Source organism: Streptomyces sp. NBC_00654, assembly GCF_026341775.1.
Lineage (GTDB): Bacteria > Actinomycetota > Actinomycetes > Streptomycetales > Streptomycetaceae > Streptomyces.
Map to the genome: position 1 here is coordinate 2001059 of NZ_JAPEOB010000002.1, position 22551 is coordinate 2023609.

A 22551-nucleotide genomic window follows, 5' to 3' on the forward strand; every position below is an offset into this window, starting at 1 on the left:
ACGTACGCGTGTGTGGTGCGGGTACGTCGGCCGGGGCTCGCTACAGCGCGGACCCCGTGCGCCATCGCATGCCGTTGACCTGGCCGGGTTCGTCACCGATGACGTACCGCACCCGCCGGCCGTGCACACGCCGGGCGGGGGCGCGGCAGCCGCGTGGGCGGCAGCCGCGCGCCAGCGGGGCGTGCGGAACCCGGGCGCCCGCGTCGGCGGGGCGCGGGCCCGGCCGGGTGCGGGACACGGAGCGGTGGGCGGACACGGGCCGGGTCAGCCCCGTCCGTGCCGGAGCGCCGGGTGGGCGCCCGCGGCGACCAGATCGGCGACGGCGGCGCGCGGGTCGCGGCCGGTGACCAGGGACTCGCCGACGAGCACGGCGTCCGCGCCCGCGTTGGCGTAGGCGATGAGGTCGTGCGGGCCGCGGACGCCGGACTCGGCGACCTTGACGATGTGGTCCGGGATCTCGGGGGCCACCCGCTCGAAGGTGGAGCGGTCGACCTTGAGGTCCTTCAGATTGCGCGCGTTGACACCGATGATCTTCGCTCCGGCGTCCACGGCGCGCTCCGCCTCCTCCTCGTCGTGCGCCTCGACGAGCGGCGTCAGGCCGATCGACTCGGCGCGCTCGATCAGCGAGACCAGGGCCTGCTGGTCGAGGGCGGCGACGATCAGCAGGGCGAGGTCGGCGCCGTAGGCGCGGGCCTCCCACAGCTGGTACGAGGTGACGATGAAGTCCTTGCGCAGGACCGGGATGTCGACCTTGGCGCGGACGGCCTCCAGGTCGGCGAGCGAGCCGCCGAAGCGGCGCTCCTCGGTGAGGACCGAGATGACGGACGCGCCGCCCGCCTCGTAGTCGGCGGCGAGTGCGGCCGGGTCGGCGATCGCGGCAAGCGCCCCCTTGGAGGGGGACGAGCGCTTGACCTCGCAGATGACGGTGACGCCCTCGCCGCGCAGTGCGGCGACCCCGTCCTTGGCCTGGGGAGCGCGGGCCGCGCGCTCCTTCAGCTGGTCGAGGCTGACGCGCGCCTGCCGCTCCGCGAGGTCGGCGCGTACGCCGTCGATGATCTCGTCGAGCACACTCACGCGAGCGGCCCCCTTCCGGAACGGTGATGAGGGAACAGGATCGGCCGTACCGATGGTATCCGCAGCGGGCCGCAGGGTTCGCATCCGGCCACGATGCGTCCCACTACCTGGGCATTCATGGCGCCAGGGCGGAGCCGAAGGGCAGGTTCCGGACGACGGAGAAGATCAGCAGCAGCGCGCCGATCCCCCACCAGTAGACCGGTGCCAGACCGATCCGCAGGGGCTTTCCGCGGCCCGCGCGGACCATCCAGAGCACCCACACGGCGGCGAAGAGGAAGTAGCCGACGACGGCCACGGCGTTGGCGCCGAACGCGGTCCCGATGTCTCCGTGGGCGAAGGCGTAGGCGCTGCGCAGCCCGCCGCAGCCGGGGCAGTACAGCCCGGTGAGCCCCAGCAGCGGGCAGACCGGGTAGTGGCCGGGTTCGTTGGGGTCGAACGTGGCGACGTATCCGAAGGCGCCGACGACGCCGGCCAGGATGCCCACGGGCGTGGCGAACCGGCGCAGGCGTGAGGCGGGCCCCGGTGGCCGCGCGGGGCCGGGCGCGTACGCCGCCCCGGGGTCGGGGGGCGGGGCTGCGGCGGGAGAAGGCGAGGCGTCCACCCGCTGATTGTCCACGCTCATGCGGAGAGGCGCAGCCCGGACCGGGCTGCGCCTCGCGTCGTGTCTCCGGCCGGGGCCGGAGGTCTCCGGTATCAGTGGGAGATCTGGGCCTGCGAAGCGCGGGCCCTGGCCGCCGCCATCTCGGCCGACTCCTTCGGCATGCCGAGGCCCGCGGCCTTCATCGCGAGACCGACGACGCCACCGACGAAGATGACGGCGATACCGGCCCAGAAGCCGAGCGGGTTGGCCGCGACCATGAAGACGCCTGCGACGCAGAAGCCGATGAACGAGATGATGACACCGGTCCAGGCGGCCGGGGTGTGTCCGTGGCTGCTGCCCGCCATGAGTTGCTCCTCGTTGGTGTTGCGCTGTGGATATCGCCGTGACTGGCGCCACGGGGAAAGCTCACGGTCATTGTCCCGTACGTGCCGGTAGGACGTGAGCTGGGGGGTCATGCCTCGCGCGTCGGGTCCTCGCCGCGGTCCAGGGCCTTCCACAGGTCCTCGGGCCGGTCGGGGTCCGGGGCGGTGCGGGGGGCCTTGCCGGGGCGCGGGGTGCCGTCGCGCTCGTACCGTCCCGACATGGCGGGCCAGCGGCTGCCGTAGCGCAGGGCGAGCAGCCCGGCGAGCAGGATCAGCGCGCCGCCGACGGCCGTGAGGTACGGCCAGGCGGTGTGGCTGAGGGCGCCGACGGTGGCGGAGGCGTCACCGGTGGAGCGGGCGGCCTTCTCGTCGAGGGCGGCGCTGTCGAAGGCTCCGGACCAGGAGCTGAGTGCCGCGCCGAGTCCGCTGAGGGCGAGGAGCCCGGAGACGGCCAGGCGTCCGGCACCGCGTACGGCGAAGACGGCGACGAGAGCGGCCAGGGCGACGACGGCCAGGGCGGCCGGCAGCCCGGTGACGTCCTGGCCGTCGGCGGTCAGCGGCAGGGTGCCGCCGCCGACGGAGGCCTTGCCCTCGGCCCATGTCTGCCCGGAGGCCAGGAGGACGACGGCCGCGCCGATCGCGCCGAGGAACAGACCGGCGGCCAGACTGCGGCGGCTTCCCGCGGAGTCGGGTGCGGAGGCGGGCGCGGAGTCGGACACGACGGCTCGGGCGCGGGGCTGGGGTACGGGCACGGCACTCACGCCCTCCACTATCCCCTACCGCTCCGGTGCTCGCGGAGGCGGTTGGCCGTATGGACGGCCCGCAGCACGGCGGCCGCCTTGTTGCGGCACTCGGTGTCCTCGGCGACCGGGTCGGAATCGGCGACGATCCCCGCTCCGGCCTGGACGTACGCGGTTCCGTCACGCAGCAGCGCGGTGCGGATGGCGATGGCGGTGTCGGAGTCCCCGGCGAAGTCGAGGTAGCCGACGCAGCCTCCGTACAGCCCGCGGCGGGTGGGTTCGAGCTCCTCGATGATCTGCATCGCCCGCGGTTTGGGTGCGCCGGAGAGGGTGCCCGCGGGGAAGCAGGCGGTGAGGACGTCGAAGGCGGTCCGGCCCTCGGTGACCCGGCCGGTGACGGTGGAGACGATGTGCATCACGTGCGAGTACCGCTCGACCGACATGAAGTCGACGACCTCGACGCTGCCGGGTTCGCAGACGCGCCCGAGGTCGTTGCGGCCGAGGTCGACGAGCATCAGGTGCTCGGCGCGTTCCTTCGGGTCGGCCAGCAGTTCCTCGGCGAGCGCCTGGTCCTCCTGCGGGGTGGCGCCGCGGTGCCGGGTCCCGGCGATCGGGTGGAGCATGGCCCGCCCGTCCTCGACCTTGACCAGGGCCTCGGGGCTGGAGCCGACGACATCGAAGCCGTCGAAGCGGAAGAGGTACATGTACGGCGACGGGTTGGTGGCGCGCAGCACCCGGTAGACGTCCAACGCGCTTGCCGTGCAAGGGGTTTCGAAGCGCTGGGAGGGGACGACCTGGAAGGCCTCGCCGGCCCTGATCCGTTCCTTGACGTCCTCGACGGCGTCCTGGAACGCCTCACCGCCCCACAGTGCGGTGTACTCCGGCAGCTCGGACGGGGGCAGGAGGGCGGGGGCGTTCTCGACGGGCCGGCGCAGGTCCTGCTCCATCGCGTCGAGCCGGGCGACGGCGTCCGCGTACGCCTCGTCGACACCGGTCGAGAGGTCGTTGTGGTTGATCGCGTTGGCGATCAGCAGGACGGTGCCGTCCCAGTGGTCCAGGACGGCGAGGTCCGAGGTGAGGAGCATGGTCAGCTCGGGGAGCCCCAGGTCGTCGCCGCCGTGCTCACCGATCTTCTCCAGGCGGCGCACGATGTCGTACCCGAGGTAGCCGACCATGCCGCCGGTGAAGGGCGGCAGCCCCTCGCCGGCGACCAGGTCGCGCGGGGTGTGCAGGGTCTCGACGGTGGCGCGCAGGGCCCGGAGCGGGTCGCCGTCGGCGGGGACGCCGACGGGCGGCGTGCCCAGCCAGTGGGCCTGCCCGTCGCGGGCGGTGAGGGTGGCGTCGCTGCGTACCCCGATGAAGGAGTAGCGGGACCAGGTGCGGCCGTTCTCCGCGGATTCGAGGAGGAAGGTCCCGGTCCGCTCCGCCGCGAGCTTGCGGTAGAGCCCGACGGGGGTGTCGCCGTCCGCGAGGAGCCGGCGGCTGACGGGGATGACGCGCCGGTCGATGGCCAGCTTGCGGAAGGTGTCGAGATCCATGGCCGGTGACCTTACTGGGCGAGGGGGAGGACGTCGGCGTCGAAACAGGTGCGGTCCCCGGTGTGGCAGGCGGCACCCGTCTGGTCGACCTTCACCAGGACGGTGTCGGCGTCACAGTCCAGCGCGACCGACTTCACCCGCTGGATGTGCCCGGAGGTGTCGCCCTTGACCCAGTACTCCTGCCGGCTGCGCGACCAGTAGGTGCAGCGGCCGGTGGTGAGGGTGCGGTGCAGCGCCTCGTCGTCCATCCAGCCGAGCATCAGCACCTCGCCGGTGTCGTACTGCTGGGCGATGGCCGGGACCAGACCGTCGGCGCCGCGCCTGAGGCGGGCGGCGATGGCGGGGTCGAGGCTGCTGGCGGGCGGCGGGGTGCTGGTCATGCGGTCCATTGTGCCGTGGCCGCGGGGGCCGTCCGGGCGGGCGTCCACTGGGCGGACGGCGCGGCCCGGCCGTACGCTGGCGGGCATGTCGACCCATGCGAAGCGTGAACGTCTGCTGCTTGCCGACCTGTTGGAGGCGGCGGGCCCGGAGGCCCCGACCCTGTGCGACGGCTGGAAGACCCGCGACCTGGCCGCCCATGTGGTGGTGCGCGAGCGCCGCGCGGACGCGGCGGGCGGGCTGCTGCTGGGCGCGCTGCGGACCCGGATGGAGCGGGTGCAGGCCGAGTTCGCGGCGAAGCCGTACGAGGAGCTGATCCAGCTCATCCGTACGGGACCGCCGCGCTTTTCCCCGTACTCCCTCAAGCAGCTCGACGAGGTGGCGAACACGATCGAGTTCTACGTCCATACGGAGGACGTGCGCCGGGCCCAGCCGGACTGGTCGCGGCGGGAGCTGGACCCGGTCTTCTCCGATGTGCTGTGGTCACGCACCGAGAAGATGGCCCGGCTGCTGGGCCGCCGGTCCCCGGTGGGCGTGGTGCTGCGCCGCCCGGACGGCCAGACGGCGGTGGCGCACAAGGGCACACCGGTGGTGACGGTCACCGGGGAGCCGGGTGAGCTGCTGCTGTTCGCGTTCGGCCGGCAGGACGTGGCCTCGGTGGAGCTGGACGGCGACAAGGAGGCGGTGGCCCGGCTGCGGACGGCCCAGCTGGGGATGTAGGCCCCGGCCCCGGCCCGGCCGCAGGGGGCGGGGCGTACGGGCGGGCCGCAGGCGTACGGGCGGGTCGCAGGCGTACGGGGCCGGGGTCAGCCCGGGAGTTCGGCGCGGCGCAGCCGGGTGAAGGCCAGGCCGATGGCGCCGCCCGCCGCGCACAGCGCCCCGCTGGCGACGAAGACCGGGCCGGTGCCCCAGGCGGCGACGGCCGCGCCGGTGACCGGGTAGCTGAGCGGTGCGACGGCGTGGGTGAAGAGCGTCGAGACCGAGGTGACCCGGCCCAGATAGGCGGGTTCCGTCGCGGTCTGCACGAGGGCCGCGCACAGGGCGCCGCCGAGGCCCATGAGGAGTCCGACGAGGGCGGCGACCACGGCGGCCACGGCCACCGAGGGCGCGTACGCGAGGACACCGAGGCCGATCGCGCCGACGATCACCAGCAGGCACATCACGAGCCCGCCGCGCGGCACCCGGCCGCGCACCGCGAGCAGCAGCGCGGCGGCGCCCGCGCCGATGCCGAACGCGGCGACGATCCAGCCCATTCCGGTGGCGCCCCAGCCGCGCTGCCGGGCGAGCAGGATCATGCCGAGGTTGAGCGGGCCGACGAAGCCCAGCTCGCTGACGGCGATGACGAGCATGAGCGGGCCGAGCAGCGGGTGGCGGCGGATGTGGCGCAGTCCGTCGGTCAGCTCCTGCCACGCCGTGCCCGGTTCCCCGGCGGCCTCCGGCTGTTCGGGCAGCGGTCGCGTGCGTACGAGCAGGAGCAGCGGCAGCGAGAGCGCGAAGAGCACTCCGGCGGCGGCGAAGGCGAGCACGGGCCCGCCGAGGGCCACCGCGAGGCCGCCGAGCGGGGCGCCGGCGACATTGGCGCCCCGGGCGGCGAGGCCGCGCAGTCCCTGGATCCTGGCGAGCTGTCCGGGGGCGCTGATCCGGGGCGGCAGCGCCCCGACTGCGGGGAGGAACAGAGCGTCGACCACGCCGAAGACCAGTGCGACGGCGATCAGCATCCATACGGCGGGAGAGGTGAACAGCAGGGCCCCGGCCAGGCCCAGGACGACGAGACAGCGCGCGATGTCGCTGCCGATGACGACCCGGCGCGGGCCGAGCCGGTCGGCGAGCACTCCCCCGCCGAGCATCAGCAGGGCCCTGGGTATGGAGCCGGCGGCCAGGACGAGTCCGGTCTGGGAGTCGCTGCCGGCCCGGGACGCGGCCCAGGCGAGCGCCATGTAGTAGACGCTGTCGCCGATCATCGACGCGGTGTACGCGCCGAGCCAGCGCAGGACGTTGCCGTCGCGGTGGGCGGGCCGTTCGGCCGGATCCCCGGGGCCGGGGGCGGTGAGGGTGGCGCTGGTCATCGGTTCGTCCTCTCGGGGCGGGCGGCGCGTCAGGTCCGGAACGGGAATCCGTAGATGTGCAGGGCGACGTTCTCGCGCCCCTCCGTGTCGCCCGACTCCTCGCGGGCGCGGCCCTCGTCCTCGTACCGCCTGATCAGCGTGTGCATCTCACGGCTGAGGGAGGCCAGCTCCTCGGCGGTGAGCCGGCCCAGGAACTCGGAGCTGAAGGAGGCGCTGCGCCACTCGTCCGACCAGCTGCGGTAGGAGTCGAGATAGCGGCGGTAGAGCTCGATGTGCTGGTCGAACGAGAGGCGTCCGATGGCGGAGTGCGTGGCGGCCTTCTCGGGGGCGTCGCGGAAGTCCTCGTCGTGGAAGGTCAGCCCGTGCGACGCGGGGCGCCACCAGCGTTCGCGGGCGTCCGTGCCCTGCTGCTCGGCCTCCTCGATCAGACCGTGGTCGGCGAGCTTGCGCAGGTGGTAGCTGACCAGTGAGACGGCCTCGTCGACCTGCTCGGCGAGTTGGGAAGCGGTGGCCGAGCGCGCGATGTAGAGCGCGCGGTAGAGCTTCATCCGCAGGGGGTGGCCGAACGCCTTGAGGGTGGCGAGGTCGGAGACGCGGCGGGTTTCTTCGCTGGGCATGCCTCCACCGTAGAAAGGAAAGGAAACTTGCGCAATATTTATTGCGCAAGTTTTGTTGCGGGATTTGGAGGGTGGCTCGTCGTGGCGAAGGGCCGTGCCCGGTTCCGGTGGCTCAGCCGCCCAGCAGGCGGCGGGCGGCCAGCGCCAGGGACACCTCGACCGCGTCCGACGGCCGGGTCAGGCAGCGTCCGGTCAGCTGCTCGAACCGCCGGAGCCGGTTGAGCACGGTGTTGCGGTGGCAGTACAGCAGGTTCGCGTCCGCCGGCACCGCCGGGGCGGTGCGGTGCGCTGCGGCCCCACAGGACGGAGGCGAGGGCGCTGTGCCCCGGCACAGGCGCGGGGAGGGGCCGGACCGCCTCCCGGCGGCCGGGCCCCTCCCGGAGATCAGGACCTCCCGAAGGTGCCGTCGGCCGTGGAGGTCGGGTAGTAGATGGTGCCACCGCCGAAGCCGCTGACGCTCAGCGAGGAGACGGTGGTCTGCGAGGTGGCGTAGGAGCCTCGGCTCGCCTCGATGCTGGAGACGGTCGGCGCCGGTCCGCGCTCGTAGGGGTTGTCGGCGGCCCGGGCGCCGGGCACCAGGGCGGTCATCAGGCCCGCGGTCGCCGCGGCGGCCAGCAGGCCCTTGAGGGTACGGGAGCGGCTCTTGGCCGTCCGGGAGCGCGCGGAGGTGTCGCCGGAGGGGAGGTGCTGCTGCACGAGGGGGGTCCTCTCGGTCGTGGCGGAACCACACCGCGCGGGGACCGGGAGCCCGTCGTCCGGGGCTTTCGGGGTGCGCCGCGTGGGTACCGCCGTTGTTCGTCGGCGGTCATCACTTTCGCGGCGCACCCCTGGGGTACGCATCGGCGAGATCACCGGTCCTGACGGCCGGCCCTCCCGCGACGGCGGTCAGCGCACCGGGTGCCCGGCCTCCCGGAGGGCGCCCTTGACCTCGGAGATGCGCAGGTCCCCGAAGTGGAAGACGGACGCGGCGAGCACCGCGTCGGCGCCCGCGTCGATGGCGGGCGCGAAGTCCGCGAGCCGGCCCGCGCCCCCGGAGGCGATGACGGGGACGGTGACGTGGGCCCGTACCGCCGAGATCATCTCGGTGTCGTAGCCGTCCTTGGTGCCGTCCGCGTCCATCGAGTTGAGCAGGATCTCGCCCGCGCCCAGCTCGGCGGCCCGGTGGGCCCATTCGACGGCGTCGATGCCGGTGCCCTTGCGTCCGCCGTGGGTGGTGACCTCGAAGGTGCCCGCCGCGGTGCGCCGGGCGTCGACGGAGAGCACGAGCACCTGGCGGCCGAAGCGTTCGGCGATCTCGCGGATCAGGTCGGGGCGGGCGATGGCGGCGGTGTTGACGCCGACCTTGTCCGCACCGGCGCGCAGCAGCTTGTCGACGTCGTCCGGGGTGCGGACGCCGCCGCCGACGGTGAGCGGGATGAAGACCTGCTCGGCGGTGCGCCGCACCACGTCGTAGGTCGTCTCGCGGTCGCCGCTGGAGGCGGTGATGTCGAGGAAGGTCAGCTCGTCGGCGCCCTCGGCGTCGTACAGCTTGGCCATCTCGACGGGGTCACCGGCGTCGCGCAGGTTCTGGAAGTTGACCCCCTTGACGACCCGGCCGTTGTCGACGTCCAGGCAGGGGATGACGCGTACCGCGAGGCTCACCGCGCACCTGCCCGGTACGCCTCGACCTCGACCTCGACGACCAGGCTCGGGTCGACGAGGCCGGCCACGATGATCATGGACGCGGCGGGGCGCACGGCGTCGAACAACTCCTTGTGGGCGCGGCCGACGTCGTCCACGTCCCGGGCGTGGGTGAGGTACATCCGGGTGCGGACGACGTCCTCGCGGCCCAGGCCCGCCTCCTTCAGCGCCTCGAAGGCGACCTCGAAGGAGGTGATGGCCTGCTCGTACGGGCTGCCCGCCGAGATCTGGCCGTTGACCACGGAGGTGCAGCCGGAGACCAGGACCAGGCCGCCCGGGAGTTCCACGGCGCGGGAGTAGCCGAACTTCTCCTCCCACGGGGCGCCCGAGGAGATGCGGCGTACGGAATCGGTCATGCCGAGACCGCCTTCAGCGCCTCTTCCAGGGTGAACGCCTCGGCGTACAGCGCCTTGCCGACGATGGCGCCCTCGACGCCGTCCGGCACGAGCGAGGAGATCGCCCGCAGGTCGTCCAGCGAGGAGACGCCGCCGGAGGCGACGACGGGCTTGTCGGTGACGGCGCAGACGTTCTTCAGGAGCTCCAGGTTGGGGCCCTGGAGGGTGCCGTCCTTGGCGATGTCGGTGACGACGTAGCGGGCGCAGCCCTCGGAGTCGAGGCGGGCGAGCGTCTCGTAGAGATCGCCGCCGTCGCGGGTCCAGCCGCGTCCGCGCAGCGTCGTGCCGCGTACGTCCAGGCCGACCGCGATCTTGTCGCCGTGCTCCGCGATGACCTTGGCGACCCACTCGGGGGTCTCCAGCGCGGCGGTGCCGAGGTTGACCCGGCGGCAGCCGGTGGCGAGGGCGGCGGCGAGCGAGGCGTCGTCGCGGATGCCGCCGGACAGCTCGACCTTGATGTCCATGGCGCCGGCCACTTCGGCGATCAGCTTCCGGTTGTCGCCGGTGCCGAAGGCGGCGTCCAGGTCGACGAGGTGCAGCCACTCGGCCCCGGCGCGCTGCCAGGCGAGGGCGGCCTCCAGCGGGGAGCCGTAGGAGGTCTCGGAGCCGGACTCGCCGTGGACGAGGCGGACGGCCTGGCCGTCGCGGACGTCGACGGCGGGGAGCAGTTCAAGCTTCGGCATTACAGCGTCTCGATCCAGTTGGTCAGCAGCTGGGCGCCGGCATCGCCGGACTTCTCGGGGTGGAACTGGGTGGCCCACAGCGCGCCGTTCTCCACGGCCGCCACGAACCGCTCGCCGTGCGTGGCCCAGGTGACCCTGGGAGCACGGATCTTGGCGTTGGTGACTTCGAGGGACCAGTCGTGCGCGGCGTAGGAGTGCACGAAGTAGTAGCGCGCGTCCGCGTCGAGACCGGCGAAGAGCCGGGAGTCCTCGGGGGATTCGACGGTGTTCCAGCCCATGTGCGGGACGACGTCGGCCTTGAGCGGGCCGACGGTGCCGGGCCACTCGTCCAGGCCCTCGGTCTCCACGCCGTGCTCGATGCCGCGCTCGAACAGGATCTGCATACCGACGCAGATGCCCATGACCGGGCGCCCGCCGGAGAGCCTGCGGCCGATGATCCAGTCGCCGCGGGCCCGCTTCAGCCCGTCCATGCAGGCGGAGAAGGCACCGACGCCGGGCACCAGCAGCCCGTCCGCGTTCATCGCCCGGTCGTAGTCGCGGGTGATCTCCACGTCCGCGCCGACATGGGCCAGGGCCCGCTCGGCGGAACGGACGTTGCCGAAGCCGTAGTCGAAGACGACGACCTTCTTGTTGTCGCTCACAGCTCGTTCCTCAGTCCCAGAGTCCCTGGATCCGCATGACGCCTGCCACCAGGCACATCACGGAGGCGATCGAGAGCAGGACGATGACGCCCTTGGGCATGCCCTGCTTCGAGAAGGAGTAGACGCCGCCGGCCAGGAAGAGGCCGACGACTATCAGGATGGTGTTGAGGCCGGTCACAGCGCGCCCTTCGTGGAGGGGAGGATTCCGGCGGCGCGCGGATCATGCTCGCAGGCATAGCGCAGTGCGCGGGCGAGCGCCTTGAACTGGCACTCGACGATGTGGTGGGCGTTGCGCCCGTACGGTACGTGGACGTGCAGGGCGATCTGCGCCTGGGCGACGAAGGACTCCAGGATGTGCCGGGTCATCGTCGTGTCGTACTCGCCGATCATCGGCGCCATCTTCTCCGGCTCGGTGTGCACCAGGTACGGGCGGCCGGAGAGGTCGACGGTGACCTGGGCGAGCGACTCGTCCAGCGGGACGGTGCAGTTGCCGAAGCGGTAGATCCCGACCTTGTCGCCGAGGGCCTGCCGGAAGGCGGCGCCGAGGGCGAGGGCGGTGTCCTCGATGGTGTGGTGACTGTCGATGTGCAGGTCGCCGTCGGTCTTGACCGTCAGGTCGAACAGGCCGTGGCGGCCGAGCTGGTCGAGCATGTGGTCGTAGAAGCCGACCCCGGTGGCGACATCGACCTTGCCGGTGCCGTCGAGATCGATCTCGACGAGCACCGATGTTTCCTTCGTGGTGCGTTCCACGCGGCCTACGCGGGGGCTCATGCGTCGTGCTCCTTCTTGAGTTCGCGCACCGCAGCGAGGAACGCGTCGTTCTCTGCCGGGGTGCCCGCGGAGACCCGCAGCCATCCCGGTACGCCGTTGTCCCGGACCAGGACGCCCCGGTCGAGGATCTGCTGCCAGGCGGTGTGGCTGTCGGCGAAGCGGCCGAACTGGACGAAGTTGGCGTCCGAGTCGGTCACGTCGAACCCGAGCGCGCGCAGTTCGCCGACGATCCGGTCACGCTCGTCCTTGAGCCGGCCGACGTACCCGAGCAGCGTATCCGTGTGCTCCAGGGCGGCGAGCGCGGTGGCCTGGGTGACGGAGGACAGGTGGTACGGCAGCCGCACCAGCTGGACGGCGTCCACGACCGCCGGGTCGGCCGCGAGGTAGCCCAGGCGCAGCCCGGCGGCGCCGAACGCCTTGGACATGGTGCGCGAGAGCACCAGGTTGCGGCGGCCCCCGATCAGCGGGAGCAGCGAGGGGTGGTGGCTGAACTCGCCGTACGCCTCGTCGACGACGACCATCGAGGGCCCGGCGGCCTGGGCCGCCTCGTACAGCGCGAGGACGGTGCCGGCGTCCACGGCGGTGCCGGTGGGGTTGTTGGGTGAGGTGATGAAGACGACGTCGGGGCGGTGCTCGGCGATGGCCTCGCGGGCCGCCGCGACGTCGATGGTGAAGTCGTCCTTGCGGGGGCCGGAGATCCAGCCGGTGCCGGTGCCGCGCGAGATGAGGGCGTGCATCGAGTACGAGGGCTCGAAGCCGATGGCCGTGCGCCCCGGGCCGCCGAAGGTCTGGAGCAGCTGCTGGAGGACCTCGTTGGAGCCGTTGGCCGCCCAGACGTTGGCGAGGCCGACCTCGTGCCCGGCGGTGCGGGTGAGGTAGCGGGCCAGCTCGGTGCGCAGCTCCACCGCGTCCCGGTCGGGGTAGCGGTTGAGGTCGCGGGCGGCCTCGCGGACGCGTTCGGCGATCCGGTCGACGAGCGCCTCGGGCAGCGGGTAGGGGTTCTCGTTGGTGTTCAGCCGGACGGGTACGTCGAGCTGGGGTGCCCCGTAGGGGGACTGCCCGCGCAGTTCGTCACGGATCGGGAGCTCGTCCCAGGCGTTGCGGGCGGCGCTGCCGGTGCTGTTGGGGCTGTTGGTGCTGCCGGAACTGCCGGTGCTGCCGGAACTGCCGGTGCTGTTGGAGCTGCTGTGCGTCACTGCTGCGGAACCTTCCAGCCGAACCTCGCCTTGAGCGCGGCGCCGTGGGCGGGGAGGTCCTCCGCCTCGGCGAGGGTCACGACATGGTGGGTGACCTCGGCGAGCGCGTCACGTGTGTAGTCGACGATGTGGATGCCGCGCAGGAACGACTGCACGGACAGCCCCGAGGAGTGGCAGGCGCAGCCGCCGGTGGGCAGCACGTGGTTGGAGCCCGCGCAGTAGTCGCCGAGGGAGACCGGGGACCAGGGGCCCACGAAGACCGCACCGGCGTTGCGGACCCGGCCGGCGACGGCCGCGGCGTCGGCGGTCTGGATCTCCAGGTGCTCCGCGCCGTAGGCGTCGACGACCTTGAGGCCCGCGTCGATGCTGTCGACCAGGACGATCGCGGACTGGCGGCCGGCCAGGGCGGGCTCGATCCGGTCGGTGATGTGCTTGGACGCGGCGACCTGCGGGACGAGCTCGGCCTCGGTGGCGGCGGCCAGCTCCGCGGAGTCGGTGACGAGGACGGCGGCGGCCATCGGGTCGTGCTCGGCCTGGCTGATCAGGTCGGCCGCGACGTGCACCGGGTCGGCGGTGGAGTCCGCGAGGATCGCGATCTCGGTGGGGCCGGCCTCGGCGTCGATGCCGACGCGGCCCTTGAGCAGGCGCTTGGCGGCGGCGACGTAGATGTTGCCGGGGCCGGTGACCAGGTTGACGGGGGCGCAGCCGCCCTCTTCCGGGGTGCCGTACGCGAACATCGCGACGGCCTGGGCGCCGCCCGCCGCGTACACCTCGTCGACACCGAGCAGGGCGCACGCGGCGAGGATGGTGGGGTGCGGCAGACCGCCGAACTCCTTCTGCGGCGGGGAGGCGACGGCGATGCCCTCGACCCCCGCCTCCTGGGCGGGCACGACGTTCATCACGACGGACGAGGGGTAGACCGAGCGCCCTCCGGGGACGTACAGCCCGACCCGCTCGACGGGCACCCACTTCTCGGTGACGGTGCCGCCGGGGACGACCTGGGTGGTGTGGGTGGTGCGGCGCTGCTCGCGGTGGACGAGGCGGGCCCGTCGGATCGACTCCTCCAGCGCGGCGCGGACGGCCGGATCGAGCCCCTCCAGCGCCCCGGTGATCGCCGCGGCCGGGACCCGGATCGAGTCGATCCGTACACCGTCGAACTTCTCCCCCCACTCGATCACTGCCGCGGAGCCACGATGGCGTACGTCCTCGCAGATGGGCCGCACCGTCTCCAGGGCGGCTTCCACGTCGAACTCGGCACGGGGCAGCAGGTCGCGCAGGGCGGCACCCTCGGGGAGGGCCTCGCCGCGCAGATCGATTCGAGAGATCACCCCGCAATTCTCGCAGACCGCCACAGGCGTCCGGTCGCCCGTATCACTGGCTGATACCAGCCACGTCCGTCACTGCTGACCATTAGCGTTCACGCCGTCACACAGCGGGAAGAACAGTTGTACGGCATGTGCACAGAGGGGACGGCAGTGACCGAGCCGCATGATGGCGACATCCCGGACGGCCTCAGCGCAGCGGAGCTGGGTATGTGGCAGTCCTTCCGCAACGGAACCACCTACGATCTGCGCACCCATGACCCGGCGCGCGACGATCCATTCGCACCGCACATCTGGGGACCCGAGCGGAGCGTCGGCGCGCGCACGGTGGCGCGGCTGCTGCTGAGCGGGCCGCCCGCCCGCCCGGGCCGGGTGGCGGCACTGAAGTTACGGGGAGTCCGGATCACCGGAAAGCTGGACCTGGCAGGTGGCCGGGTCGCTCCGTACGTGGAGCTGACGGGCTGCAGGTTCGAACAGGAGGTGGTACTGCCCGAGTGCCACTTCACCACCCTGCGGATGGTCGGCTGCGCGCTGCCGAGGCTGGAGGCGGCCCGGCTGCACACGGAGGGCGATCTGCATCTGCCGCGCTGCCGGGTGGAGCGCGGCATCCGGCTCACCGACGCCCAGATCGGCACCGACCTGCTGATCAACCAGATCAGCGTCGGCGCCGACCGGAGCGGCCGCGCCCTGGTCGGGGACGGACTGAGCGTCGCGCAGGATCTCCAGGCCGAGATGGTCGAGGCGCACGGCGAGCTGAGTCTGCGCGGGGCGAAGGTGGGCGGTTCGCTGAGTCTGCGCGGCAGCCGGCTGCGCGCCAAGGACGGGCGGCGGGCGCTGAACGCCCCGCAGCTGACCGTGGAGCGCACGCTCTACATGACCGAGGCGTGGGTGAGCGTCGACACCGGGAACCAGGGCACCACTCCCCCGTACGGCATCGTGTTCGGGCCCACTCCGGCGCGTGGCACCCGGGCCCAGATCTTCGAGTGCCGGGGCGCGGTACGGCTGGACGACGGGCGCTTCGGGGACGCGGTGGACCTGCACAAGGCGCGGTTCGTCCTGGCCCGGCACGAGGAGCTGTCGCTGCGCCGGATCGTCACGCCCGAGCTGCGGTTCAACGCGGAGCGCCCGGAGGAGGGCCGGGTCGTGCTGAACGGCGCGAAGGTGGTGACGCTGATCGATGTGTCGTCCAGCTGGCCGGGCCCCGGGGGCCTGGCGATGGGCGGCTTCGTCTACGAGAACCTCGTCCCGTACGGGCACTTCCCGCTCTCCCGGCGGCTGGAGTGGGTGCTGGCCGCGACCCCGGAGTACGTCCCGGAGCCGTACGAGCGGCTCGCCGCGGTGCTGCGCAGCTGCGGTGAGGACGCGGACGCCCGGGAGGTGCTGCTCGCCAAGCAGCGGCGCCGCCGCGAGACGCTGCCGACCGCCGCCAAGCTGTGGGGCTTCCTCCAGGACTGGACGGTGGCCTACGGCTACCGGCCGGGGCGGGCCGCCGTGTGGATGGCGGTGCTGTGGGCGGCGGGCGCGCTGGGCTTCGCGCAGTACCACCCGGCGGCGATCAAGGGGGACGAGCATCCCCAGTGGAACGCCGCGCTGTACGCGCTCGATCTGCTGGTGCCGGTGATCAACCTCGGGCAGGACGGTTACTGGCGGACGGAGGGCGGCTGGCAGTGGGCGGCGGCCGCTCTCGTACTCCTTGGGTGGATATTGGCCACGACGGTGGCGGCGGGCGCCTCCCGGCTGCTGCGCCGGGGCTGACGTCCGGGCCGTGCGGGCCGGGGGGAATTCCTTCCGGCACCACGGTCGAACGGAATGCCGGAGTGCGGCCGGAGTGGCGGGCGGGACCGACGGGAAAAGGCGGAATCAAGCCAGTCACGACCTTTTCCTTTACCTTATCTTGACTGGGTCCGGTACAACCCATTCACTCGGCACAGAAGCTTCACAGCGCACCCCTGGCGCCGCCCTCACCAGCGCTTTTCAATGGTCTGCACCATGCCATTGCTTCGCGCTCTGCTCAGTACCGCGCGCAGGTTCCGGCACAGCCCCCGGCTGTCCGCCGGACTGCCCGCGGACGACGCGGTGCTGCTCGACGCCCCCGACGAGCGGCTCTCCCCCGCGCTGGTGGCGGCCGCCCTGGGGGACTACGGCCCCGCCGCCAAACTCCTCGCCACCACCCGTGACGCCACCGACTGGGAGAACCGCGACCGGTATCTCGGCCGGCTCGTCATGTTCGCCCACAACCGGGACGGCTGGCTCATCGACTGGCTGGCCGGCTCGCCGCGCGATCCGGACGCGCTGCTCGTCAAGGCCCAGCTGGCCGTCTTCCGGGCCTGGGAGTCGCCCGCCAGGGCCGAGCGGCTGCGCGAGGTCGGCCCGCTGATCACCGCGGCGGCCGACGCCGACCCGCGCGACCCGGTGCCCTGGCGCCTCGCCCTCGACCACGCCCGCGGCACCCACGCCACACACACCGTGTTCGAGTCCCTGTGGGAACAGGCCGTACGCCGCGCCCCGCACCACTACGGCTGCCACATAGCGGCGCTCCGCTATCTCTCCGCCGCCTGGTACGGCTCGCACCGCGAGTGCTTCGACTTCGCCGAGCGCGCCGCCGAGGACGCCGTGCCCGACTCGCTGGTGCAGGCGCTGCCGGTACGGGCCGCCTTCGCGCTGCTGCTCGACGAGCAGCTCGCCGGGCGGACCAGCTCGGTGCTGGAGGAGCGGATAGACCTGGCGGCAGACCTGGCGATCGGGCTCTCGGGCGCGTACCGCCCGAACGACCCGTGGCCCGCCGAGGTCCGCAACCTCCTCGCGTACGTCCTGGTGGCCCGGGGCCGCTGGGAGGAGGCGCTGGAACAGTTCACGCTGATCGGGCCCCACGCGACCTCGTTCCCGTGGTCGTCGGTGTCCGAGGACGCGCTGGGCCTCTTCCTCGAAGCGAGGGACCGCGCACGGCTCCAGGTCGCCTCCTCCACCCCACTGCGCAACCGGTCCGGTCACGGCCGGCCGCGCGGCCATTACGCTTGACCGTTGTGACCACCGCCCGTCTGCCCCTCTTTCCGCTCAACGCGGTGCTGTTCCCCGGCCTCGTGCTGCCCCTCAACGTCTTCGAGGAGCGTTATCGCGCCATGATGCGCGAGCTTCTGAAGACCGACGAGGACGAACCGCGCCGCTTCGTCGTCGTCGCGATCCGCGACGGCCGCGAGACCGCCCCGACGGCCACCGGCATGCCGGACACGGCCGCCGCGGCACCGGTCGTGGAGCGCGGCCCCGCCGACGGCTTCGGCCCCGACCCCATCCAGACCTTCCACCGGGTCGGCTGTATCGCGGACGCGGCGACGGTCCGCGAGCGCTCCGACGGCAGCTTCGAGGTCCTGGCCACCGGTACCACCCGGGTCAGGCTGCTCTCCGTCGACGCGAGCGGCCCCTATCTCACGGCCGAGGTGGAGGAGCTGACCGAGGGGACGAGGGACGACGAGGCCGGCGCGCTGGCCGAGGGCGTCCTGCGGGCCTTCCGCGCCTACCAGAAGCGGCTGGCCGGAGCGAGGGAACGGTCACTGACGACGGGCGCGGAACTGCCGGACGACCCGTCCGTGGTCTCGTACCTCGTCGCGGCGGCGGCCGTGCTGGACGTCCCCTCCAAGCAGCGGCTGCTCCAGGCACCGGACACCGCGACCCGGCTGCGCGAGGAGCTGACGCTCCTGCGCAAGGAGACCGCGGTCATCCGGCATCTGCCGTCGCTGCCCGCCGTGGACCTGACCCGCGCGCCCACCCACCCCAACTGAGCCCTCACCGACGAAGGAACCTGCCCGGTGGCGAAGAAGTCGAAGAAGCAGCAGTCGGGCGGCACCCCCGCCACGGTCGCCCTGACGGCGGCGGGCACCGCGTTCACGGTCCACGCCTACGACCACGACCCGGCCTCCCCCTCGTACGGGGAGGAGGCGGCCGAGGCGCTCGGTGTCTCCCCCGACCGGGTGTTCAAGACCCTGGTGGCCGATGTCGACGGCGCGCTGACCGTCGCGGTCGTCCCGGTCGCCGGCTCCCTGGACCTGAAGGCCCTGGCCTCGGCGGTGGGCGGCAAGCGCGCGGCCATGGCCGACCCCGTGGCGGCCGAGCGCACGACCGGCTACGTCCGGGGCGGCATCTCCCCGCTGGGCCAGCGCAAGCGGCTGCGTACGGTGCTGGACGCCTCGGCCCGGACCCATCCCACGATCTGTGTCTCGGCGGGCCGCCGGGGCCTGGAGGTCGAACTCTCCGCGACGGACCTGGCGGCCCTGACGGACGCGGTGTTCGCCCCGATCGGCCGGGCCGGGTAACCCGCCCCCGGCGCCCGCCGGGGAGTACGGGACGGCCGTTACGGCGCCGCCGTCCCTGCCCCGTCCTTCGGCGCGGGCGGCCAGTGCGCGGGGCCCCAGTCGGGCTCGGGGTCCCGCGGCCCGAACATCGCCGTCAGCCCCAGATGCACGATCATCGCCGCGATCGGCCACGCCAGCACGGCGCCCACCGCGTGGAGTTCCAGGGGCGCGTCGAAGACCACGCCCTTGCCGACCTCGCGCGCATGGGCGACCACGTCCGAGGTGGGCCCGAGCCAGACGCCGATGCCCCACGCCAGCAGCGAGCCGAGCAGCCCGCCGAGGGCCAGCCCCACGACCAGCCAGATGCCCCCGCGGCGGCGGAAGAGGACCACCGCACCCGCCGTGACCGCACCGAACAGGAGTGCCAGCAGCACAAACGTTCCGTCGGCCCCGATGGCCTCCTCGCCCTCGCTGTCCTTGAGGAAGACGGCCGTGTCGTCGGAGATCAGCGGCACCCTCGGCGCCAGCCACAGCCAGAGCAGCCCGAGACCGAGACCGGTCAGGGCCACGAGCACCATGACCACGGCGGCCTGACGGAGCTCCGTGGCCAGATCCGTGGCGTCCGGCGACTCGGGGCCGGGCGCGAGGTGGGAGCCCGTCGGCGGGGTCTGCCAGGGGTCGTGGGGCGAAGGCTGGTGAGGCGGCGTCAGAGGTGCTGTCACTCAGCCATCGTGCCAGGCTCCCCTGTGCGCCGCCTCACCGGACCGCTGCCGCGGCTCCCGCGGCCGTACGCGGCCCTTCAACGCCGTACGCGGCCTCACCCGGCCGTACGCGGCCGGGTCACCGGCCTCGCAGGGCGATACACCTAGCGCACCGCGGCGCGGCGGTAGGCCCACGTCGCCACCGCGAGCGACAGCACACCGACGGCCGCGCACACACCGAGGTCGAGCGCGATCGCGGTCCAGTCCGGGCGGGCGTCGAAGGACCGGGCCAGCGCCTCGACCCCGTACGTGGACGGCAGCAGATCGCGCGCCCACACCACCGGCCCCGGCATCCGGTCGGCCGGCAGCACGCCCAGCAGCAGCGCGGCGGACATGCCCAGCTGCCCGAGCAGCGTGGCCAGCTCCTGGCGCGGCGCGAGCAGGCCGAGGGCGGCCCCCAGACCCGCCAGCGCCGCCCCGGCGAGCGGGATCACGGCGACGAGCACCCACAGATGTGTCATCGGCAGCTGGAAGAGCACACTGCCGGTGACGGCCGTGACGAGCGTGCCGGGCACGGTGAAGGAGGCGTACGCGCCGGCCGCCCCCAGCACCACCGAGGCGGGCGGCACCGGCAGTGTGGCGTAGTGGTCGAGCCCGCCGCCGGCCCGCAGCTGGCCGAAGTACTGGGCGAGCAGGTTCAGCGCGACGAACGCCACGACCAGCACACTGGAACCGGCGACGACGGCGCGGGCCTCGGAGCCGCCGTCGACGACCCCGCGCATCAGGATCATGATCCCGACGGACTGGAAGGTCGCCACGAACAGCAGCGGAATCCGGGCGACCCGGGCCCGGGAGAGCTGGGCGCGGTACACCGCGGCCAGCGAGGGCAGCAGCCGGGCGCGCGGCGCGAGCGGGGCCGGCAGGGTGCGGGAGGTGCCGGAGGGCCCGTGCGCCGCCCGGTCCGGGACGCGCGAGGACACCGCCTCGGCGGGAACGATGCTCGTCACCTGAGGCCGCTCCCCCTCGACACGCCTGCCCGCACGTGTCCCCGCTCCCGTACGTGGAATCTCACGCCTTCACCAGCCCCTTGGTCGCATTGGCCGCATCCCCGCCGAGGGCCAGATAGACATCCTCCAGGCTGGGCGTGGCCAGGGTGAAATCGTCGAGCGCGGCGAAGGCCGCGCCACCGGTCACCGCGGCGACCGCGGCCCGTGCCTCGTCCGGGCCCAGCCGCAGGACCCAGCGCCGCCCGGACTCCTGGGCGACGGCGCGCAGCGCGGCGACCTCCGGGACGTCCAGCGGCGCCCGCTCCCGCCACACCAGCTCGACCCGGACCTCCCCGGCGACCTGCTGTTTCAGCCCGCCGGGGGTGTCGCAGGCGATGACCCGGCCGCGTTCGACGACGGCGACCCGGTCGAGGACGGTCTCGGCCTCGATCACGTTGTGGGTGACCAGCACGACGGTGACGCCGCGCTCGGCCCTGCGCCGGTCGACGGCGGCCCACACGGCACGCCTGGCGACGGGGTCCATGCCGGTCGTCGGCTCGTCCAGCACCAGGACGGGGCGCTCCCCGACCAGGGTGGCGGCGAAGCAGGCGAGCCTGCGCTGTCCGCCGGAGAGCTTCTTCAGGGGGCGCCCGGCGAGTTCGGTGAGCCCCAGTTCCTCCAGCACGGCGTCGCGCTCGGCGCGGGCCTCCGCCACGGCCAGGCCACGCAGCCGGCCGGTGGTCTCGGCGGCGAGGGACACGGTCAGCTCGTCCAGGGCGGTGGATTCCTGCCCCAGGTAGCCGATGAGGCGGGAGGCCCGTTCGGGGTGGCGCACCAGGTCGTGCCCCAGCACTTCGACGCTGCCGGAGTCGGGGCGCATCAGCCCGGTGAGCTGCCGGACCAGAGTGGTCTTGCCCGCCCCGTTGGGGCCGAGCAGCCCGAAGATCTCTCCGCGCCGCACATCGAGGCTGATTCCGTCGGTGGCGCGCACCTCGGGGGTGGCGGGCCGTCCGCGTCGGCCCCGGACGGCGGGATGGGTCTTGACCAGATCACGCACCGCGCACACGGTTCCGGTAGCCCTCTGCGCCTGTGCTGTGCCCTTGCTCACGAGGTATGAGGGTACGGGGTCGGATGCCCCGGACCGCGTCCGGGGCACGTCCGGCTCCGGGGCCGGGGTGCCGGCGCGGCCCTCGCCGGCGGCCGGTGCGGCCGCCGCACCGGCTACTCCACCGCGGGTACGTGCTCCGCCGCGGCGCGGACGTCGATCTCGCGCCAGAATCCGGCCCGGATCGCATAGCGGTCGTGCTCGTCGATCTGGTCGTCCTTGTGCGCGAGGAGCCCGAAGCGTGCCGCGTACCGCAGCAGTTCGCCGTCGATCCGGTGCGGGATGCGCGGGTACATGGTGGACAGCTTCTGCAGGTGCACGGTCTCCGGCAGCCGTTCCATCCAGCGCCGGGCGAAGACCTGGCCGACCTCGAACGGGTCGCCGCCGACGGTGGTGATGTCCTCCTCCCGGTCCGCCCAGCGCTGTTCGGCGCTGGTGAGCTGGGCCAGGGTCGGCAGGGAGGCGGTTTCCGGCGGCTCGCCGAGCGGCCCGCGCTCCACCCACCCCTTGTCGGAGGACCAGCGCAGGGTCGCGTTGGCGGGCGGGGCCGCGGGGGGCCGGTCGGCGTGTGCGCCGGGTGCCCGGAGGGCGGCCAGGTCCTTCGGGGTGGGGACGCCCTTGTGGGCGGGGGCGGGCGGCGCGGCGGCGTTGTTCTCGCCGGCCGGTTCCGCGGTGCCGTTGCGGGCGGCGGCGGCCTGGGCCTCGGAGGCGCGCTCGGCGGACGCGGCCAGGGCCGCCTCCGGCAGCGGTGCGGAGAGGATCGCGGCGATCTCGGGGCGCGGGGCGGGCGGCGGGGCGCAGATGCCGCCGGTCTCCTTGGCCCGTACGGCCTTGGTGATCCAGGCCCGGTCGAGCACGCGCCGTTCGTCCGCCTCGGCGACCAGGTCCTCGGACTGGTTGTAGTCGCCGTCGGCGGCCTGGACGGCCCACAGATGGACGGCGACCCCGTGTTCCTTGGCGGACATCAGTCCGGGCAGCAGATCGCCGTCGCCGGTCACCAGCACCACATCGGAGCATGCCCGGTTCCTGGCCAGCTCGGTGAGCTCGGCGTGCATGGCGGCATCGACGCCCTTCTGCGCCCAGCGCCCGTCACTGCGGGTGAGAGCCCCCAGGCGTACGGTCACGCGCGACATCACCCGGAGTCTGCGGTGCTCGGGCTGCGGTACGCGGTCGGGGGCGCCGTCGAACCAGTAGATCCGGAGCAGCGGCCGTTCCGTATCGATCTCGGCACGTTCGCGCAGTCCCTGGATCAGGGCCGCGTGGTCGACGGTGATGCGGGAACGGGCGGGCTCCCCGGCCAGCAGACTCGCGGCTGCGCCCAGCAAGTAGCCGGCGTCCACCAGGACGACGCAACGGTCCACGCGTTCCACCCTCTTCCAGGATTTCGGGAACGGGTTTACTCAGGGTTT

25 protein-coding genes and 3 pseudogenes are annotated in these 22551 nt (G+C 73.2%); 5 read left to right on the top strand and 23 right to left on the bottom strand.

All coding sequences use genetic code 11. From position 1 onward, the window contains the following. Positions 1-40: 40 nt before the first annotated feature. From trpM to hisI, 7 genes are all read right to left on the bottom strand, one after another. Entirely contained in the window at positions 41-238 is a 198-nt protein-coding gene (trpM, locus tag OHA98_RS29140; protein WP_266930971.1) for a tryptophan biosynthesis modulator TrpM, read from the bottom strand. Between the two features lie 26 nt (positions 239-264). Beyond that, a complete protein-coding gene (gene trpC / locus OHA98_RS29145; protein ID WP_266929824.1) occupies positions 265-1074 on the bottom strand; it encodes an indole-3-glycerol phosphate synthase TrpC in 810 nt (269 codons plus the stop codon). 115 nt (positions 1075-1189) lie between these two features. Beyond that, positions 1190-1696: a DUF2752 domain-containing protein gene (locus OHA98_RS29150; RefSeq protein WP_266929825.1), complete on the bottom strand. Its 507-nt coding sequence runs from the start codon at positions 1694-1696 to the stop codon at positions 1190-1192. 71 nt (positions 1697-1767) lie between these two features. Further along, complete coding sequence (locus tag OHA98_RS29155; RefSeq protein ID WP_266930972.1) at positions 1768-2019, bottom strand: HGxxPAAW family protein; 252 nt, start codon at positions 2017-2019, stop codon at positions 1768-1770. Between the two features lie 107 nt (positions 2020-2126). Beyond that, positions 2127-2807 (bottom strand): TIGR02234 family membrane protein, encoded by a 681-nt coding sequence (locus OHA98_RS29160; RefSeq protein WP_266929826.1) that lies wholly within the window; start codon positions 2805-2807, stop codon positions 2127-2129. Next, positions 2807-4315 (bottom strand): anthranilate synthase component I, encoded by a 1509-nt coding sequence (locus tag OHA98_RS29165; RefSeq protein ID WP_266929828.1) that lies wholly within the window; start codon positions 4313-4315, stop codon positions 2807-2809. Before OHA98_RS29165 ends, OHA98_RS29160 begins: the two co-directional genes overlap by 1 nt. A gap of 11 nt (positions 4316-4326) precedes the next feature. Beyond that, entirely contained in the window at positions 4327-4695 is a 369-nt protein-coding gene (gene hisI / locus OHA98_RS29170) for a phosphoribosyl-AMP cyclohydrolase (RefSeq protein WP_266929830.1), read from the bottom strand. An 85-nt stretch (positions 4696-4780) separates the two neighbouring features. On the opposite strand from hisI, the gene OHA98_RS29175 reads away from it, so the two are divergent. Then, on the top strand, positions 4781-5413 hold the full coding sequence (locus OHA98_RS29175) for a TIGR03085 family metal-binding protein (protein WP_266929831.1): 633 nt from the start codon (positions 4781-4783) through the stop codon (positions 5411-5413). A gap of 86 nt (positions 5414-5499) precedes the next feature. On the opposite strand, the gene OHA98_RS29180 is transcribed toward OHA98_RS29175, so the two are convergent. The 12 genes and pseudogenes from OHA98_RS29180 to hisD form a co-directional block, all read right to left on the bottom strand. After that, positions 5500-6759: an MFS transporter gene (locus OHA98_RS29180; protein WP_266929832.1), complete on the bottom strand. Its 1260-nt coding sequence runs from the start codon at positions 6757-6759 to the stop codon at positions 5500-5502. 29 nt (positions 6760-6788) lie between these two features. Next, the gene (locus OHA98_RS29185) at positions 6789-7376 is read right to left on the bottom strand and encodes a transcriptional regulator (protein ID WP_266929834.1); all 588 of its coding nucleotides are present in this window, start codon (positions 7374-7376) and stop codon (positions 6789-6791) included. Between the two features lie 112 nt (positions 7377-7488). Continuing rightward, a pseudogene (locus tag OHA98_RS29190) lies at positions 7489-7623 on the bottom strand (helix-turn-helix domain-containing protein); the annotation flags it as partial. Between the two features lie 149 nt (positions 7624-7772). Continuing rightward, positions 7773-8072 (bottom strand): annotated as a pseudogene (locus OHA98_RS29195) (alpha/beta hydrolase); the annotation flags it as partial. A 189-nt stretch (positions 8073-8261) separates the two neighbouring features. Continuing rightward, complete coding sequence (hisF, locus tag OHA98_RS29200; RefSeq protein ID WP_266929836.1) at positions 8262-9017, bottom strand: imidazole glycerol phosphate synthase subunit HisF; 756 nt, start codon at positions 9015-9017, stop codon at positions 8262-8264. Next, on the bottom strand, positions 9014-9412 hold the full coding sequence (locus OHA98_RS29205) for a RidA family protein (RefSeq protein ID WP_266929837.1): 399 nt from the start codon (positions 9410-9412) through the stop codon (positions 9014-9016). Before OHA98_RS29205 ends, hisF begins: the two co-directional genes overlap by 4 nt. Next, positions 9409-10134 (bottom strand): bifunctional 1-(5-phosphoribosyl)-5-((5-phosphoribosylamino)methylideneamino)imidazole-4-carboxamide isomerase/phosphoribosylanthranilate isomerase PriA, encoded by a 726-nt coding sequence (gene priA, locus OHA98_RS29210; RefSeq protein WP_266929838.1) that lies wholly within the window; start codon positions 10132-10134, stop codon positions 9409-9411. The genes OHA98_RS29205 and priA overlap by 4 nt, the downstream gene beginning before the upstream one ends. Further along, positions 10134-10775, bottom strand: a complete 642-nt coding sequence (gene hisH / locus OHA98_RS29215) for an imidazole glycerol phosphate synthase subunit HisH (protein ID WP_266929839.1) — start codon at positions 10773-10775, stop codon at positions 10134-10136. Before hisH ends, priA begins: the two co-directional genes overlap by 1 nt. A 10-nt stretch (positions 10776-10785) precedes the next feature. Then, positions 10786-10953 carry a hypothetical protein gene (locus OHA98_RS29220; protein WP_266929840.1) on the bottom strand — a complete coding sequence of 56 codons (168 nt, stop codon included), beginning with the start codon at positions 10951-10953 and terminating at the stop codon, positions 10786-10788. Continuing rightward, positions 10950-11546 (bottom strand): imidazoleglycerol-phosphate dehydratase HisB, encoded by a 597-nt coding sequence (gene hisB, locus OHA98_RS29225; protein WP_266929841.1) that lies wholly within the window; start codon positions 11544-11546, stop codon positions 10950-10952. The genes OHA98_RS29220 and hisB overlap by 4 nt, the downstream gene beginning before the upstream one ends. After that, entirely contained in the window at positions 11543-12742 is a 1200-nt protein-coding gene (locus tag OHA98_RS29230; RefSeq protein ID WP_266929842.1) for a histidinol-phosphate transaminase, read from the bottom strand. Before OHA98_RS29230 ends, hisB begins: the two co-directional genes overlap by 4 nt. Beyond that, the gene (hisD, locus tag OHA98_RS29235) at positions 12739-14070 is read right to left on the bottom strand and encodes a histidinol dehydrogenase (protein ID WP_266929844.1); all 1332 of its coding nucleotides are present in this window, start codon (positions 14068-14070) and stop codon (positions 12739-12741) included. Before hisD ends, OHA98_RS29230 begins: the two co-directional genes overlap by 4 nt. A 147-nt stretch (positions 14071-14217) precedes the next feature. Here hisD and OHA98_RS29240 point away from each other — a divergent pair, with 147 nt between their 5' ends. From OHA98_RS29240 to ybaK, 4 genes are all read left to right on the top strand, one after another. Further along, the gene (locus tag OHA98_RS29240; protein ID WP_266929845.1) at positions 14218-15819 is read left to right on the top strand and encodes an oxidoreductase; all 1602 of its coding nucleotides are present in this window, start codon (positions 14218-14220) and stop codon (positions 15817-15819) included. 222 nt (positions 15820-16041) lie between these two features. Further along, positions 16042-17082 carry a hypothetical protein gene (locus OHA98_RS29245; protein WP_266929846.1) on the top strand — a complete coding sequence of 347 codons (1041 nt, stop codon included), beginning with the start codon at positions 16042-16044 and terminating at the stop codon, positions 17080-17082. Positions 17083-17087: 5 nt separating this feature from the next. Further along, on the top strand, positions 17088-17840 hold the full coding sequence (locus tag OHA98_RS29250; protein WP_266929847.1) for an LON peptidase substrate-binding domain-containing protein: 753 nt from the start codon (positions 17088-17090) through the stop codon (positions 17838-17840). A 27-nt stretch (positions 17841-17867) separates the two neighbouring features. After that, complete coding sequence (gene ybaK / locus OHA98_RS29255; protein ID WP_266929848.1) at positions 17868-18371, top strand: Cys-tRNA(Pro) deacylase; 504 nt, start codon at positions 17868-17870, stop codon at positions 18369-18371. Between the two features lie 95 nt (positions 18372-18466). Here ybaK and OHA98_RS29260 read toward each other — a convergent pair. The 4 genes and pseudogenes from OHA98_RS29260 to OHA98_RS29275 form a co-directional block, all read right to left on the bottom strand. After that, positions 18467-19072: pseudogene (locus OHA98_RS29260) on the bottom strand (ABC transporter permease); the annotation flags it as partial. 143 nt (positions 19073-19215) lie between these two features. Then, on the bottom strand, positions 19216-20049 hold the full coding sequence (locus tag OHA98_RS29265) for an ABC transporter permease (protein ID WP_266930974.1): 834 nt from the start codon (positions 20047-20049) through the stop codon (positions 19216-19218). A 70-nt stretch (positions 20050-20119) separates the two neighbouring features. Beyond that, the gene (locus OHA98_RS29270; protein WP_266930975.1) at positions 20120-21103 is read right to left on the bottom strand and encodes an ABC transporter ATP-binding protein; all 984 of its coding nucleotides are present in this window, start codon (positions 21101-21103) and stop codon (positions 20120-20122) included. A gap of 155 nt (positions 21104-21258) precedes the next feature. Next, positions 21259-22512, bottom strand: coding sequence for an NYN domain-containing protein (locus OHA98_RS29275; protein WP_266929850.1), 1254 nt, complete (start codon positions 22510-22512; stop codon positions 21259-21261). Positions 22513-22551: the final 39 nt, after the last annotated feature.

Bases quoted from the DNA above. Each gene is read 5' to 3' on its own strand.
- OHA98_RS29150 (WP_266929825.1), bottom strand. From the start codon at position 1,696: ATGAGCGTGGACAATCAGCGGGTGGACGCCTCGCCTTCTCCCGCCGCA.
- OHA98_RS29155 (WP_266930972.1), bottom strand. From the start codon at position 2,019: ATGGCGGGCAGCAGCCACGGACACACCCCGGCCGCCTGGACCGGTGTC.
- OHA98_RS29165 (WP_266929828.1), bottom strand. From the start codon at position 4,315: ATGGATCTCGACACCTTCCGCAAGCTGGCCATCGACCGGCGCGTCATC.
- hisI (WP_266929830.1), bottom strand. From the start codon at position 4,695: ATGACCAGCACCCCGCCGCCCGCCAGCAGCCTCGACCCCGCCATCGCC.
- OHA98_RS29175 (WP_266929831.1), top strand. From the start codon at position 4,781: ATGTCGACCCATGCGAAGCGTGAACGTCTGCTGCTTGCCGACCTGTTG.
- OHA98_RS29180 (WP_266929832.1), bottom strand. From the start codon at position 6,759: ATGACCAGCGCCACCCTCACCGCCCCCGGCCCCGGGGATCCGGCCGAA.
- OHA98_RS29185 (WP_266929834.1), bottom strand. From the start codon at position 7,376: ATGCCCAGCGAAGAAACCCGCCGCGTCTCCGACCTCGCCACCCTCAAG.
- OHA98_RS29205 (WP_266929837.1), bottom strand. From the start codon at position 9,412: ATGACCGATTCCGTACGCCGCATCTCCTCGGGCGCCCCGTGGGAGGAG.
- priA (WP_266929838.1), bottom strand. From the start codon at position 10,134: ATGCCGAAGCTTGAACTGCTCCCCGCCGTCGACGTCCGCGACGGCCAG.
- hisB (WP_266929841.1), bottom strand. From the start codon at position 11,546: ATGAGCCCCCGCGTAGGCCGCGTGGAACGCACCACGAAGGAAACATCG.
- OHA98_RS29245 (WP_266929846.1), top strand. From the start codon at position 16,042: ATGGTCTGCACCATGCCATTGCTTCGCGCTCTGCTCAGTACCGCGCGC.